Origin of the sequence: Thauera butanivorans NBRC 103042 (assembly GCF_001591165.1) — a bacterium.
Taxonomy (GTDB): Bacteria; Pseudomonadota; Gammaproteobacteria; order Burkholderiales; family Rhodocyclaceae; genus Thauera; species Thauera butanivorans.
The window spans coordinates 101,979-116,884 of sequence record NZ_BCUG01000017.1; the positions used below are offsets into that span (position 1 = coordinate 101,979).

General features: G+C 65.5%; 13 protein-coding genes. 12 read left to right on the plus strand and 1 reads right to left on the minus strand.

The annotated features are described in order from the left end of the window. Window positions 1–5: 5 nt before the first annotated feature. The 7 genes from TBU01S_RS08430 to TBU01S_RS08460 all read left to right on the plus strand — a co-directional run bounded on the left by TBU01S_RS08430 (window position 6) and on the right by TBU01S_RS08460 (window position 9,455). Complete coding sequence (locus tag TBU01S_RS08430; RefSeq protein ID WP_068636196.1) at window positions 6–365, plus strand: phenol hydroxylase subunit P4; 360 nt, start codon at window positions 6–8, stop codon at window positions 363–365. A gap of 69 nt (window positions 366–434) precedes the next feature. Further along, window positions 435–1,490, plus strand: a complete 1,056-nt coding sequence (locus TBU01S_RS08435; protein ID WP_068636197.1) for an NADH:ubiquinone reductase (Na(+)-transporting) subunit F — start codon at window positions 435–437, stop codon at window positions 1,488–1,490. Between the two features lie 167 nt (window positions 1,491–1,657). Then, on the plus strand, window positions 1,658–2,623 hold the full coding sequence (locus tag TBU01S_RS08440) for a YCF48-related protein (protein ID WP_068636198.1): 966 nt from the start codon (window positions 1,658–1,660) through the stop codon (window positions 2,621–2,623). Window positions 2,624–2,636: 13 nt separating this feature from the next. Continuing rightward, window positions 2,637–5,024 (plus strand): efflux RND transporter permease subunit, encoded by a 2,388-nt coding sequence (locus TBU01S_RS08445; protein WP_068636199.1) that lies wholly within the window; start codon window positions 2,637–2,639, stop codon window positions 5,022–5,024. A 98-nt stretch (window positions 5,025–5,122) separates the two neighbouring features. Then, on the plus strand, window positions 5,123–7,126 hold the full coding sequence (locus TBU01S_RS08450; protein ID WP_068636200.1) for a DUF1302 family protein: 2,004 nt from the start codon (window positions 5,123–5,125) through the stop codon (window positions 7,124–7,126). 18 nt (window positions 7,127–7,144) lie between these two features. Then, entirely contained in the window at window positions 7,145–8,446 is a 1,302-nt protein-coding gene (locus tag TBU01S_RS08455; RefSeq protein WP_068636201.1) for a DUF1329 domain-containing protein, read from the plus strand. 79 nt (window positions 8,447–8,525) lie between these two features. Beyond that, complete coding sequence (locus tag TBU01S_RS08460) at window positions 8,526–9,455, plus strand: catechol 2,3-dioxygenase (protein WP_068636202.1); 930 nt, start codon at window positions 8,526–8,528, stop codon at window positions 9,453–9,455. A 44-nt stretch (window positions 9,456–9,499) separates the two neighbouring features. On the opposite strand, the gene TBU01S_RS08465 is transcribed toward TBU01S_RS08460, so the two are convergent. Then, window positions 9,500–10,237 carry an FCD domain-containing protein gene (locus tag TBU01S_RS08465; protein ID WP_174524520.1) on the minus strand — a complete coding sequence of 246 codons (738 nt, stop codon included), beginning with the start codon at window positions 10,235–10,237 and terminating at the stop codon, window positions 9,500–9,502. A 159-nt stretch (window positions 10,238–10,396) separates the two neighbouring features. On the opposite strand from TBU01S_RS08465, the gene TBU01S_RS08470 reads away from it, so the two are divergent. The 5 genes from TBU01S_RS08470 (at window position 10,397) to TBU01S_RS08490 (ending at window position 14,840) form a co-directional block, all read left to right on the plus strand. Next, a complete protein-coding gene (locus tag TBU01S_RS08470) occupies window positions 10,397–10,834 on the plus strand; it encodes a GlcG/HbpS family heme-binding protein (protein WP_068636203.1) in 438 nt (145 codons plus the stop codon). A gap of 12 nt (window positions 10,835–10,846) precedes the next feature. Next, entirely contained in the window at window positions 10,847–12,301 is a 1,455-nt protein-coding gene (locus TBU01S_RS08475; RefSeq protein WP_068636204.1) for a 2-hydroxymuconic semialdehyde dehydrogenase, read from the plus strand. Window positions 12,302–12,312: 11 nt separating this feature from the next. Then, window positions 12,313–13,167, plus strand: a complete 855-nt coding sequence (locus tag TBU01S_RS08480) for an alpha/beta fold hydrolase (protein ID WP_068636205.1) — start codon at window positions 12,313–12,315, stop codon at window positions 13,165–13,167. Window positions 13,168–13,178: 11 nt separating this feature from the next. Further along, window positions 13,179–13,961, plus strand: a complete 783-nt coding sequence (gene dmpE / locus TBU01S_RS08485) for a 2-oxopent-4-enoate hydratase (RefSeq protein ID WP_068636206.1) — start codon at window positions 13,179–13,181, stop codon at window positions 13,959–13,961. An 84-nt stretch (window positions 13,962–14,045) separates the two neighbouring features. After that, window positions 14,046–14,840, plus strand: coding sequence for an SDR family NAD(P)-dependent oxidoreductase (locus TBU01S_RS08490; protein WP_068636207.1), 795 nt, complete (start codon window positions 14,046–14,048; stop codon window positions 14,838–14,840). Window positions 14,841–14,906 lie beyond the last annotated feature (66 nt).

The window sequence follows — 14,906 nt, forward strand, 5'->3', positions numbered from 1 at the left end:
ACGACATGGCTGTTGCTGCCATCAAAGCCTACGACTTCCCGCCTGCCGACTCGATGGACAAGTTCCACGGCGCCCAGCTGCTCTACATCGGCTGGGAGGATCACCTGATGTTCTGCGCGCCTTTCGCCTTTGCCTTTCCGCCGACGATGCGTTTCGGCGACGTCGTCGACGGCGTGCTGCCGGGTTCGTTCGGCTACCACCCCGACTTCGCCCGCATCGACTGGACGAAGGCCGAGTGGTTCAAGTCCGGCAAGCCCTTCGCCCCCGACTTCGACAAGTCGCTGGCGGACAACGGACTCGGACACAAGGACGTGATCCGCTTCCGCACGCCGGGCCTCACCGGCATCGAGGGGTCCTGCAGTTGAACGCAAGGCGCGGGGCGGCGCTACCCGCCGTCTCCGCCCGCCGAAGAACGGATACGACGGAAACGAATCATGAGTCATGAACTGACGATCGAACCGATCGGCCAGACGATCGAGGTCGAAGAAGGCCAGACCATTCTCGACGCCGCCCTGCGGGCCGGGATCTGGCTGCCCCACGCCTGCTGCCATGGCCTGTGCGCAACCTGCAAGGTGCAGGTGATCGACGGCGAAATCGACCATGGCGAGGCCTCGAGCTTCGCGTTGATGGACTTCGAACGCGACGAAGGCAAGACGCTGGCCTGCTGTGCGCGGCTGGAGTCGGACGTGACGATCGAGGCCGAGATCGAGGAGGAAGCGGATGCCGAATCCATTCCGGTGCGGGATTTTCCCGGCACCGTGACGCGGATCGAGCCACTGACGCCGACGATCAAGGCGGTCTTCATCGAGACCGACGAGCCGATGCACTTCCAGGCCGGGCAGTACGTCAATTTCTTCCTCGAAGGCGGCGAATACAGCCGGGCCTTCTCGCTGGCGAACCCGCCTTCGAGCGGGCGCGAAGTCGAACTGAACATCCGCATCGTGCCGGGCGGCCGCGGCACGACCTGGGTTCACGAGCGGCTTGAAGCCGGCGAGCGCGTACGCCTGTCCGGCCCCTATGGCCGTTTCTTCGTGCGCAGGTCGGCGCCCGAGGCGCTGCTGTTCATGGCCGGCGGTTCGGGCTTGTCGAGCCCGCGCTCGATGATCCTCGACCTGCTCGATGCCGGCGACACGCGGCCGATGACGCTGGTGTATGGCCAGCGCCATCGCGGCGAACTCTATTACCACGACGAATTCCTCGCGCTAGCCGAGCGCCATCCCAGCTTCAGCTACGTGCCGGCGCTGTCGGACGAGCCGGCCGATTCCGGCTGGACGGGTTTTCGCGGCTTCGTCCATGAAGCGGCCACTGCCCATTTCAACGGCGATTTCCGCGGCCACAAGGCCTACCTGTGCGGCCCGCCGCTGATGATCGACGCCTGCATCACGGCGCTGATGCAGGGCCGTCTGTTCGAGCGCGACATCTACATGGAGAAGTTCTTCTCCGCGGCGGACGTCCAGCAGGTCCGCAGCCCGCTGTTCAAGAAGATCTGACCGGGTTTTATAAAATAAATTTTAGTGAAATATCGAGAATTATGTGAAATCATGGGAATAAGCAGGCTGATCTGAGCTGTGCTTTCCCGCTTCACCGAAAGAACAAGACCAGCCGGCGCCGATTGCCGGCGCCGGGGCCGCAACGAGGCTCCGGAGAGGAGGAGACAATGAATCACCTTGCCGACGGGCTTTTGCGCCCGGGGCTGCTGGCGGCTGCCTGCGCGTTGTCGCTGGCGGCCTGCCAGGCCCAGCCGGATTTGTCGGCGGTCCGCGCCCAGGCGGAACGCCCGCTGCAGCGCTACCACGTCATCCAGACCCTGAATGCCAACCAGCAGGTCGTCATTGCCGGCACGCAGGCAGGGGCGATGCTGGTGTCCACCGATGCCGGCCATAGCTGGCAGCGCACGGCCGTCGATGGCGCATCGCTGATCGACTCGACGCAATGTCCGGACGGAAGCTTCATCGCGCTGGACTTCTACCGCCGCGTCGTGTCGATCGCTGCGGATGGCGCCGTAGCCGCGTCCTCGGCGTTCGAAGAGCCGAGCGTGCCGCTGGCGATCGCCTGCGATCCTCGGGGCGGCTGGTGGGTGGCCGGCACACATGCCGGTATTGCGCACTCGCCTGATCAGGGCCGTTCCTGGTCTCACCTCGATCTCGACGAGGACGCGCAGATCACTGCCTTGCAGTTCGTCGATGAGGACCATGCAATTGCGGTCGGCGAGTTCGGCCTGATTGCCGTCAGCGCCGACGGCGGCAAGCGCTGGGATCGCCTTGAGCCGATTCCGAACGAGTTCTACCCGTATGCCGCGCTGTTCGCCTCACGCGACGAAGGCTGGGTGAGCGGCATCGCCGGCCAGATCCTGCATACCGCAGATGGCGGACGGAACTGGGAGCGGCAGGCCAACAACACCCATGCGCCGCTCTATCGCCTGTTCATGCACGAAGGCGTACCGCACGGCATCGGTGCAGGCGGCACGGTGGCGCGGCTGGAACAAGGTGTCTGGCAAGCCGTGCCTTACCCCGATCCCTTGCCCGTTTTCTTCGGTGCCGGCGCTTCGCTGCCCGGGCAGTCGGCGCTCGTCGCCGGCAGTCCAGGCGGGCTGGTGCGCGTGATCGGCATCCGGGCCAACTGAGGAGGGCAGGAACTTGGTCAGCAAGCTGCGTCACTCCGTCACCCACAGGCTGCACCTCGCCGAGGCGTGGATCTTCGCCAATCCGAAGATCGTCCTTGCGCTGATCCTGCTGGGTACCGTCCTGTTCAGCCTGGCATTGCCCCGGCTGCGGGTGTTCACCGATTTTTCCGATCTGCTGCCGCAGAACCATTCCTACATCCAGACCTACAACCGCCTGAAGGAGAACTTCGGCGGTGCCAACATGGTGGTGATGGCGGTGGAAGTGGAGCAGGGCACGATCTTCAACGATCGCACCCTGCGCCTGATCCACGCGGCGACCCAGGGCGTCGACAGCCTGCCGGGCGTCAACCACAACCTGGTGTCGAGCCTGACGCACCGGACTGCACGCAAGATCTTCCTCGACGAGCAGGGCGGCTTCGCCTCCGAGTCCTACTACGACCCGCAGAAGTCGAGCCGCAGCGTGGCCGAACTCGAGCAACTGAAGAAGGACGTCATCGCCAACCCGACGATGTACGGCCTGCTCGTGTCGCCCGACCTGAAGGCCGCGCTGATCAAGGCCCAGCTCAACGAAGGCGACATCGACTATCCGGCGACCTTCGCGGCGCTGCAGAAAGTGCGTGAAGAGCTCGCCACGCCGGGGCACAGCATCCACGTCACCGGCAATCCGGTGCTGACCGGCTGGGTGTACACCTACCTGGACCAGATCATCCGGATCATGGTGTTCACGCTGATGCTGCTGGCGCTGCTGCTGATCGTGTATTTCCGCCGGCTCTACGGCATCGCGCTGCCGATGCTGGGCATTGCGCTATCGACGATCTGGGGCCTCGGCTTCATGGCGCTGATGGGCATCAACCTCGAACCGCTGTCCCTGCCGATCCCCTTCCTGATCGCGGCGCGCGCGACCTCGCACGGCGTGCAACTGGTGGCGCGCTACTACGAAGAGCTGGCGATCGTGAAGGACGGGCAGAAGGCGGCGCGCAATGCGCTCGACGCCCTGTTCCGGCCCGGTTCGCTGGCGATCATCGTCGACGCGGTCGGGCTGGCGGTGCTGGTGCTCGGCGCCGCGCCGTTCAACCACAAGCTCGGGATCGCCGCCGGTTTCTGGGGCATCTCGGTGATCTTCACCGTGCACTTCATGGTGCCGCTGGCGCTGTCGGTGCTGCCCGCACCGCGCAAGACCGACAACAGCAACGACTTCATGCCCGCGATCCTCGGCGGCGCGATGGCGAAGACCGGCGGCACCGACGGTGGCGCACGTTCCATCCTGGTGTTGACGCTGATCGGTGCGCTCGGCGGGCTGTACCTGCTCGGCCAGGTCAAGATGGGCGACACCGAGCCGGGTTCGCCGCTGCTGCACCGCCATCACGACTACAACGTGTCGACCACGGCGATCAACGAGCGCTTCCCGGGTTCGGAAGAACTGCACGTGCTCGCCCGCACCGACGAGCCGGGCGGCATCAAGCGGCCGGAAGTCATGGCGGCCATCGAGCGCTTCCAGGCGCACATGATGTCCGACCCCGCGCTGGGTGGCACCAAGGCCTTGCCGGGCGTCGTGCGCGTGGTCAACAAGCTGACCCACAACGACGACCCGCGCTGGATGCAGCTGCCCGACAGCGCCGAGGAAGTCGGCGGCCTGATGTTCGCCTACATGGCCTCCAGTCCGATCCCCGGCGCGCTGAAGGAGTTCGTCAATGCCCAGGAGGACGAAGCCAACATCGTCTTCTACTACAAGGACCACCAGGCCGACACCATCGACCGTGTCGTCGCCCTGGCCGAGGAGGGCGCCCGCCTGATCGAGGCCGAGGTGCCCGGGCTGCGCATCGAGCTCGGCGGCGGGATCATCGGCGTCACCGCGGCGGCCAACCAGGCCCTGCACACCGACCACCTGATCATCATTCCGGCGGTGATGGTCTTCGCCTTCCTGATCGTGTCGCTCTATTACAGCTCGCTCCATGCCGGCTGGCTGATGGTGCTGCCGATGCTGTTCGCCACGCTGATGACCTACGCCTACATGGGCGCGATCGGCATCGGCATCAGCGTCAATACCGTGCCGGTGATCGCCGTCGGTGTCGGCGTCGGCATCGACTACGCGGTGTATTTCATGGACCGCATCCGCGAGGAGTACGCGGAGCTGGGCGACATGAAGCAGGCGGTGATCAAGGCGGTCGCCACCACCGGCTCGGCCGTGTCCTTCACCGCCGCGACCCTGATCGCCGGGGTGGTGCTGTGGATCTTCATGTCCGACCTGAAGTTCCAGTCCGATGCGGCGCTGCTGCTGGTGTACATGCTCGTCGTCAATGCCATCGCCGCGGTGCTGATCGTGCCGAGCTGGTGCGTGGTGTTCAAGCCGAAGTTCGTCACCGCCGCGCATTACGACGAGGACGGCGTACTCGAGGTGTAGGGGCCGCAGGGGGTTCAGGACGCGGCTGGCCCACCGGCCACGTCTGGCAAGGAGCCGGGGGATCGCCCGGAAAACGACAAGAAGGTAGGAGACACGAGATGAGGAAAAAACGGATCCTGCGGCCGCCGGTGTTCAGGCTCGCCGCTTGTACGGCGGGTTGCGCGCTGGCCTTTGCCGCCGCGGCGCAGCAGTTGCCGGACCTCGGCAGCTCGACTGCGCCCTGGAAGGTGGATGTCTATTACGACAACCACACGGCCTTCCGCGGCAAGGACCACACCGGCGAGCGGGTCGGGCTGTCCAAGTTCCGCAACACGCTGCAGCTCGAAGCGGACAAGGATCTCGGCGACGACTGGGCTTTCCGCGGCATCCTGCGCGGCACCTGGGACGGCGTCCATCGCATGAACAAGGGCCAGTACGGCAATTCGGCGGGCGGCGCGGTGATGCTGCAATCGACCACGCCGGGCGGCTACATCGAGACGCCGCACGGTGCCGGCCCGGTCAACAAGGAACTGGTCGACGGCCTCGGCCTGACCAACAACGCCTTCGTCTCGGGCGCAGGCTACCGCAACAGCCCGAACGAAGGCCTGAGGGTGCTCGGCGACCGTCTCCACGACACCGACGGCGGCGTCGCCTTCGGCGTGCCGGTGCGGCCCTGCGACAAGGACAAGCGCGGCTGCCGCGACTTCGGCGGCTACGGCGACCGGACACTGTCCGAACTCGAGGCGCCGGAGTTCAACGACCGCCTGGACTTCATCCGCGAAGCCTACGTGCGCAAGAACTTCGCCCTGGACGATGGCACCGACCTGTTCCTCAAGATCGGCAAGCAGCAGGTCGTGTGGGGCCGTACCGACCTGTTCCGCGTGCTCGACGTCATCAACCCGGTCGATTACTCGCGCAACAACATCTACGACGAACTTCAGGACATCCGCATCCCGATGTGGATGGTGCAGGCCGAATGGCGCATGGGGCCGTCGGAGTCGATGCAGGACCGCAACTTCCAGATCGTGTGGAACTTCGACAAGTTCCGCCCCAACAACCTCGGCCAGTGCGGCTCGCCCAACGCGATCCTGGATGCGGGCTGCTTCTTCCGTGGCATGGCGAACCTGTGGGACAACGGCGGCACGGTCGCCAACTTCGCCAACGTCGCGCCGGGCACGCTGCTTGCAACCAACTTCGGACCCGGCCAGATCGGCCTGCGGGACGTCGACCTGCCATCCTGGAGTCTGGCCAACACGCAGATCGGTGCCAAGTTCGAGGGCATCACCCAGAGCGGCCTGGCGTTTTCGCTGAACGCGCTGTACTACCGCTCGCAACTGCCTTCGCTGCGCGGCGGCAAGCGCACCACCAACGGCTTCACCGGCGAATACAGCGAGCACAATCCCTACCTGATCTCCTTCGACATGCACTTCCCGCGCGTCAAGCTGCTGGGCGGCTCGCTCGACTTCCAGTCCGAGACGCTGGGCGCGGCCTTCCGCTTCGAAGGCGCGATGAGCTGGGGCGAGGAGTTCTCGAACACCGCCCGGCCCGGGCTGTACTCGAAGAACCGCGTGTGGCGCAGCGTGATCGGCATCGACCGGCCGACCTTCATTCCCTTCCTGAATCCGCACCGCACGACGCTGATCTCGGCGCAGCTGTTCTGGCAGCACATCTTCGACCACGAGTACTACTCGACCGGCACGAAGAACGGCCAGAACTACCTCGGCGCGGTGGGGATGCCGGACTGGAAGGACAGCTACATCGGCACGCTGCTGATCAAGTCCTTCATGATGAACGACCGCCTCAGCCCCGAGCTGATCATCGCGCGCGACTTCAAGGCCAGGGCGACCGCCATCGCGCCGGCGGTGGAATGGAGCCTCACCGACAACCTGAAGCTCAGCTTCGGCGGCAACTTCAAGGTCGGCACCGGCGCGCGCCGCTTCGACGACTGCCGCGCCTGCAACCCTTGGATGCCCTTCACCGCGCCGGATGGCGATCCCGATCCAATGACGCCGTATTCACGCGGCCTCGCCGGCTTCGAGCCGCTCGGCCGCTTCCGCGCCGGGCCGATCGGTTCGGCGATGTACGAAGACGAAGTGTATTTCAAGCTGCGCTATCAGTTCTGACCCGAGGAGACATTCCCCATGAACAAAACCATCATCGCCGCGGCACTGCTCGGCCTGAGCCTGGCCGCCCAGGCGGCGACGGAAGCCGAGCTTCAGGCCAGCTTCAATCCCTATCAGAACGGTTTCCCGAGCCATCCCGGGCTGAGCGTGGGCACCGTGATCAACCAGGGCAACGTCGACCAGTTCAAGGACGTCGTGCCGGACGGCGTCTACAAGCTGCTCAAGGATGGCCTGTTCGAAATAAAAGTCGGCCCGACCACCCAGTTCGAACTTTCCAGCGCCTACGTCGAGGCCACCCGGCGCAATCTGGGCAAGGCCCGGCTCGGCCCCAACAGCGGCGACCTGGAGGGCTTCGAAGGTGGCCGTCCCTTCGTCGAGGAGCCGGACATCGAGGACCCGCGCGCCGGCGAGAAGCTGGCGTGGAACTACAAGTACGGCGTCAACTGGGGCGATGGCGCCAACATCACGCCCTTCTACTGGAAGTACCGCAACATGGCGACCGGGCAGCTCGAGCGCACGATCCAGTTCAGCTTCCACTTCCTCAACCTCAAACACCGCGTCAAGGACGATCCTGTGCCCGAGGTCACGCCTAACCCCTCGAACCTGTTCAGGGGCATCTACGTCAAGGTCGACGCGCCGCAGGACCTGAAGAACACCCAGCTGCTGATCCAGCGCTACGACGACGACCAGAAGCTCGACGACGCCTACCTGTACCTGGGCTTCCAGCGCCGCGTGCGCCGCCTGGCGACCGGGCAGACCACCGACGCCTTCCTCGGCTCGGACCTGATGATCGAGGACTTCGAGGGCTACAACGGCCGCATCTCCGACATGAAGTGGACCTACAAGGGCACGAAGAACGTGATCCTGCCGATGTGGAACCACAACGAGCTCGCGCTCAGCGACGAGTTCAAGGATCCGGACGGCTTCAAGTACGTCGGCTTCGGCGGCCAGGGCGAATGCTTCCACCAGGGCACCTGGCAGTTGCGCAAGGTCTACGTGCTCGAAGCCGCGCCGGTCAACAGCGCCCATCCGGTCAGCAAGCGCGTGTTCTACATGGACGCGCAGCTCGGCAACCTGAACGGCGCCAACGAGATCTACGACCGCAAGGGCGACCTGTGGAAGGTGTTCATGGTCGGCAAGTCGCACGCTGACCACCACCTGCCGATCAACAAGGGCTCGGGCATCGGCATCGACGACGCCTTCTCGATGATCGACGTGCAGGCCAGGCACTGCACCACCGGCCACTTCAAGGGCCAGGTCGATCCGAAGCAGAACCCGCCCAGGATGTTCCAGGCGCAGTACATGCGCGGCGGCGACTGAGCATCCGGATTCGCAGGGCAGGCCCGGCGGTTCGTTTCCCCGGCCGGGCAGACATGCACATTCAAGAGGAGTTGAACAAATGGCTATGACAGGTGTATTGAGGCCGGGACACATCTCGCTTCGCGTACTCGATCTCGAGGAAGGCATCCATTTCTACCGCGACGTTCTGGGCCTGGTCGAAACCGGCCGGGACGAGCAGGGGCGGGTCTATTTCAAGGCCTGGGACGAGCGCGAACACAACAGCGTGCTGATCCGCGAGGCCGATTCCGCGGGCATCGATTTCTTCGCTTTCAAGGTGGCGGACAAGGCCACGCTCGACAAGCTCGATGGCGACCTGAAGGCATTCGGCGTCCGCACCGAGCGCATTCCGGCCGGCGAGATGCTGGCGACCGGTGAACGCGTCCGCTTCGAAGTCCCCTCCGGCCATCTGATCGAGCTGTATGCCGAGAAGAGCGACGTCGGCAATGGCCAGTCCTACGTCAATCCGGATCCCTGGGTGCCGGACGCCGAGCGCGGCATCGCACCCACGCGCCTGGACCACTGCCTGCTATACGGCCCGGATATCGAGAAAGTGCAGGAGATCTTCGAGAAGGTGCTCGGTTTCTACCTCGTCGAGCACGTGGTGATGGAGGATGGCGAGACCGATCTCGGCATCTGGCTGTCATGCTCGACGAAGGCGCACGACATCGCTTTCGTCCGCCACCCCGAGCCGGGCAGGCTGCACCACGTCTCGTTCAAGCTCGACAGTTGGGAGAGGGTGCTGCGTGCCGCCGACATCATGTCGATGAACAAGGTATCGATCGACATCGGCCCCACCCGCCACGGCGTCACCCGCGGTACGACGATCTACGCCTTCGATCCGTCGGGCAACCGCTTCGAGACCTTCTGCGGCGGCTACGACACCTATCCCGACTACCAGGCGGTGAAATGGACCTGGGACGAGGTGGGCACCGGCATCTTCTACCACGACCGCAAGCTCAACGAGCGTTTCCTGACCGTCGTGTCCTGAACGGAAGAGCCTGCGGCAGCCATGGCTGCCGCAGGTTTGGAGAGTCAGCGCTTGCTCTTGGAGGTGAAGAAGTCCGCCGGCATGCGCTTGACGGCATCCAGCGTGCGCAGGATGTGCTCGGTCAGGATCGAGGTGGCGCGGGTCGCATCGCGTGCCATCGTTGCCTCGAACAAGGCCTGGTGCTCGGCGTGGATGTCGCGGGCGATCGGCTGGCGGAACAGGCTGATGCGGCGGTAGCGCTCGGACTGCTGGTAGAGGATGTGCTGGAAATGGCGAATCCAGCGCGAGCTGGATGCCGAGATGAGGGCTTCATGGAAGGCACGGTTGCGGCTCTCCCATTCCTCCGTGGTACCGACGTCGTGGTCGGCGAGGCGCTGTTCGGCGCGGGAGAGGCGGTGGAAGGCGGCGACGACGGCGGCCTCCCAGTCCTCGCCGCCGGAGGCGATCGATTGCCGCAGGGCCTCGGTTTCCAGCAGCACGCGGGTGCGGGTGATGTCCTCGAAATCGGCGATGGAGATCGGCGCGACACGGAAGCCACGCTGTCCCTGGGCAACGACGAGGGCGTCGGTCACCAGCAGCAGCAGCGCTTCTCGCAGCGTGCCGGCGCCGACGTCGTAGTGCTCCTTGAGGTGCTCGACGCGCAGCTTTTCGCCCGGTGCGTGGACGCCCTCGATGATGTCGCGGCGCAGGCGCTGATAGGCACCTTCGACCAGGGTCTTGGGTTCTTCGTGGGAATCCGTGGCTTGGTTCAGGGCTGCTTGGGACAGGACGGTTTCGCTCATGGTGGCGCGGGATCCGAAGGGATAGCTCTTTCGCATTCTAGCTGACGGCAGGCATTGCGGTAGATTGTTAAAATCTCGAGAAAATATATTGACATCGAGAAAATGATGATCTAATTTCTCGCACAACCAGCCCCGTGGGGCGCAAGTGGAGTCGGAACGATGAAGTTGGCCGTCACGCAGAGTGCAATCAGTTGGGAAGCTGCCCATGCGGCAGTGGAGGCCGTGGTGCAGGAGGCGGAGAAGCTCGGCCTGCGCATCAGCGTCGGCGTGGCCGATGCCGCGGGCAACCTGGTCGCCTTCCTGCGCATGCCAGGGGCTTTTCCGCAGTCGATCGCGATTGCCATCGACAAGGCCTACACCGCCGGCGGCTTCGGCTTTCCGACCGGTGACTGGATGAAGGCGGTCGGCGACAACGAGGGCATGAAGCTCGGCTTCACCGCCCGTCCCCGGCTGATCGTGTTCGGCGGCGGGCTGCCGATCCGCAGCGGAGGGGTATTGCTTGGCGGCATCGGCGTCTCCGGTGCCACGGAAGAACAGGACGGCATCTGCGCGCGCGCCGGTCTGCGCGCGATCGGTGCCGACGACATCGAAGCGTGAGGAACGCAATCCATGAAACAGATCCACAATTTCATCAATGGCGAATTCGTCGCCACCGCCAAGTCCTTCGACAAGTTCTCGCCGCTGGACAACGCCCTGATCGCCAAGGTGCATGAGGCGGGCAAGGCCGAAGTCGATGCCGCCGTCGCCGCCGCGCGTGCCGCCTTGTCGGGGCCGTGGGGCCGCATGACCGTGGCCGACCGCGTCGATCTGCTCAACGCGGTGGCCGACGGCATCAACAAGCGTTTCGATGATTTCCTCGCCGCCGAATGCGCCGATACCGGCAAGCCGCGCAGCCTCGCCAGTCATATCGACATTCCGCGCGGCGCGGCCAACTTCAAGGTGTTCGCGGACGTCATCAAGAGCGTGCCGACCGAGTTCTTCGAGATGGCGACGCCGGACGGCCGCGGTGCGCTGAACTATGCCGTGCGCCGCCCGGTGGGCGTGGTCGGTGTCATCTGTCCGTGGAACCTGCCCCTGCTGTTGATGACCTGGAAGGTCGGGCCTGCGCTGGCCTGCGGCAACACCGTGGTGGTGAAGCCTTCGGAGGAAACCCCGCAGACGGCGGCCCTGCTCGGCGAGGTGATGAACGAGGTCGGCATGCCGAAGGGCGTCTACAACGTCGTGCACGGCTTTGGCCCGGGCTCGGCGGGCGAATTCGTCACCGCGCATCCGAACGTCGATGCCATCACCTTCACCGGCGAGACCCGCACCGGCGCGGCGATCATGAAGGCGGCAGCGGAAGGTGCGCGCCCGGTGTCGCTCGAGATGGGCGGCAAGAATCCGGCGATCGTGTTCGCCGATTGCGATTTCGACGCCGCCATCGAAGGCACGATGCGCTCGGTCTTCGCCAACTGCGGCCAGGTCTGCCTGGGCACCGAGCGTGTCTATGTCGAACGGCCGATCTTCGAGCGTTTCGTCGAGGCGCTGAAGAAGGGCGCGGAAGGGCTCAGGCTCGGCCGCCCCGAAGATGCCGCCACCGGCCTCGGCCCGCTGATCTCGCAGGAGCACAAGCAGAAGGTGCTGTCCTACTACGAGAAGGCCAGGGCGCTGGGCGCCACCGTCGTCACCGGCGGCGGCGTGCCCGTGATGCCGGGGGAACTGGCGAACGGCGCCTGGGTGCAGCCGACGATCTGGACCGGGCTGGACGACAGCTCGCCGATCGCGCGCGAGGAAATCTTCGGTCCCTGCACGCTGATCCAGCCGTTCGACGACGAGGACGAAGTGGTCCGCCGTGCCAACGATACCGACTACGGCCTGGCCTGCTCGGTGTGGACCCGCGATCTGGTACGCGCCCACCGCGTCGCGGGCCGCATCGAGGCCGGCCTGGTGTGGGTGAATTCCTGGTTCCTGCGCGACCTGCGCACGCCTTTCGGCGGCTCGAAGCAGTCCGGCATCGGCCGCGAAGGCGGCGTGCATTCGCTCGAGTTCTATACCGAGCTGAAGAACATCTGCATCAAGCTGTGAGGCCGGCCGCGATGAGCGCCACCAGCCCCGAGATCGCCGACAGCATCGTCGCTGCCGGCATCCGTACCAACTACCACGACCTCGGCAGCGGCCACCCGTTGCTGATGATCCACGGCTCCGGGCCGGGCGTATCGGCCTGGGCCAACTGGCGTCTGGTGATGCCCGAACTGGCCAGGCAGGCGAGGGTGATCGCGCCCGACATGGTCGGCTTCGGTTTCACCGAGCGGCCGGCAGGCCAGCGCTACGACATGGATGCCTGGGTCGCGCAGGCGGTCGGCCTGCTCGACGCGCTGGGCATCGAACGGACCGACCTCGTCGGCAACTCCTTCGGCGGCGCGCTGGCGCTGGCCATCGCCATCCGCCATCCGCAGCGGGTGCGCCGGCTGGTGCTGATGGGCAGCGTCGGCGTGCCGTTCGAGATCACCCCGGGGCTGGACGCGGTGTGGGGCTATACGCCGTCGTTCGAGAACATGCGCGCGATCATGGACTACTTCGCCTGGGACCGTTCGCTGGTGAACGACGAATTGGCGCAACTGCGCTACCAGGCCAGCATCCGCCCCGGCTTCCAGGAGTCCTTCGCGGCGATGTTCCCCGCGCCGCGCCAGCGCTGGGTGGATGCGATGGCCAGCCGCGAGGCCGACATCCGTGCGCTGCCGCACGAAACCCTGGTGATCCACGGCCGCGACGATCGGGTCATCCCGCTGGCCACTTCGCTGACCCTGGCCGACTGGATTTCCCGCGCGCAGCTCCACGTCTTCGGCCGCTGCGGCCACTGGACGCAGATCGAACATGCCGGGCGTTTTGCCCGCCTGGTGGGCGATTTCCTCGCCGAAGCCAGCGACGACGAACCGAAACCCCTGAACTGAGGCCAATCGACATGGACCGCAATCTCATCGAACAGCTCGGCGACGAGCTTTACCAGGCGCTGGTGAAGCGCGAAGTGCTGGCGCCGCTCACCGAGCGCCACCCGGAGATCACCATCGCCGACGCTTACCGCGTGCAACAGCGCATGATCGCGCGCCGGCTGGAAGCCGGCGAACGCATCGTCGGCAAGAAGATCGGCGTCACCAGCAAGGCGGTGATGAACATGCTCGGCGTGTTCCAGCCCGACTTCGGCATGCTGACCGACCGCATGCTCTACAACGAAGGCGAGGCGATTCCGGCCGGCAGCCTGATCCAGCCCAAGGCCGAAGGCGAGATCGCCTTCGTGCTGAAGAGGGATCTGAAAGGTCCGGGCGTCACTGCCGCCGAGGTGCTGGCCGCGACCGAAGGCGTGATGACCTGCTTCGAGATCGTCGATTCGCGCATCCGCGACTGGAAGATCCGCATCCAGGACACCGTGGCGGATAACGCCTCCTGCGGCGTGTTCGTGCTCGGCGACAGCCTGGTCGATCCCCGGCGGGTCGATCTGAACACCTGCGGCATGGTGCTGGAGAAGAACGGCGAGATCGTCGCCACCGGCTCGGGCGCCGCGGCACTCGGCGCGCCTGCGAACGCGGTGGCCTGGCTGGCGAACACGCTCGGTGCGCTCGACATCAGCCTGAAGGCGGGTGAAGTCGTGCTGTCGGGTTCGCTGGCGATCATGGTGCCGGTGGTGGCTGGCGACAACCTTCGCGTCACCATCGGCGGCATCGGCGGCTGCTCGGTGCGTTTCGTCTGATCGATTGCGCGCGGCGGATAACTTCCAACCTGTCTCCCTCTTCGTCCGCCGCGCCTCTTTTCCCCGTCTCCTGGAGAACATCCGATGGATCTCGAACTATCCGGCAAGCGTGCGCTGGTGACCGGCTCGACGGCAGGCATCGGCTATGCCATCGCCCGCCGGCTCGCTGCCGAAGGCGCCGAAGTCGTGGTGAATGGCCGTGACGCAGGCCGTGTCGAGGCGGCTTGCACGCGTGTGCGTACCGAAGTGCCGCAGGCCTGGGTGCGTGGGGTCGCGGCCGACGTGAGTACCGCGGCAGGCGTGGCTGGCCTGCTCGAGCACTGCGGTGAAGTGGACGTGCTGGTGAACAACTTCGGCATCTTCGAGCCTCGTGCCTTCGAGGACATCGGCGATGCCGACTGGCTGCGTTTCTTCGAAGCCAACGTGATGAGCGGCGTGCGTCTCGCACGCCATTGCCTGCCGCGCATGAAGGTTCGCGGCTGGGGCCGGATCGTGTTCATTTCCAGTGAATCCGGCCTGAATCCGCCGGGCGACATGGTGCATTACGGCATGAGCAAGTCTGCCCAGCTTTCGGTGTCGCGCGGCATGGCCGAGACCTGCTGCGGTACCGGCGTGACGGTGAATGCCGTGCTGCCCGGGCCGACCCGCACCGAAGGCGTCATCGAGTTCTTCGGCAGGCTGGCGGCGGAGCAGGGCGTGGCGGTGGAAACGGTCGAGCGCGAGTTCTTCAATCGCGATCGACCGAGTTCCCTGCTGCGGCGTTTCATCGAACCGGCCGAAGTGGCCAATCTGGTGGCCTATGTCTGCAGCCCGCTATCGGCGGCCACCAATGGCGCCGCGTTGCGCGCCGATGGCGGCGTCGTGCGCAGCATCGGCTGACCGCAGCACCGGTTGCCGCAACACAGACTGACCGCATTCAACTTTCCGACAAGGAACCGACTCATG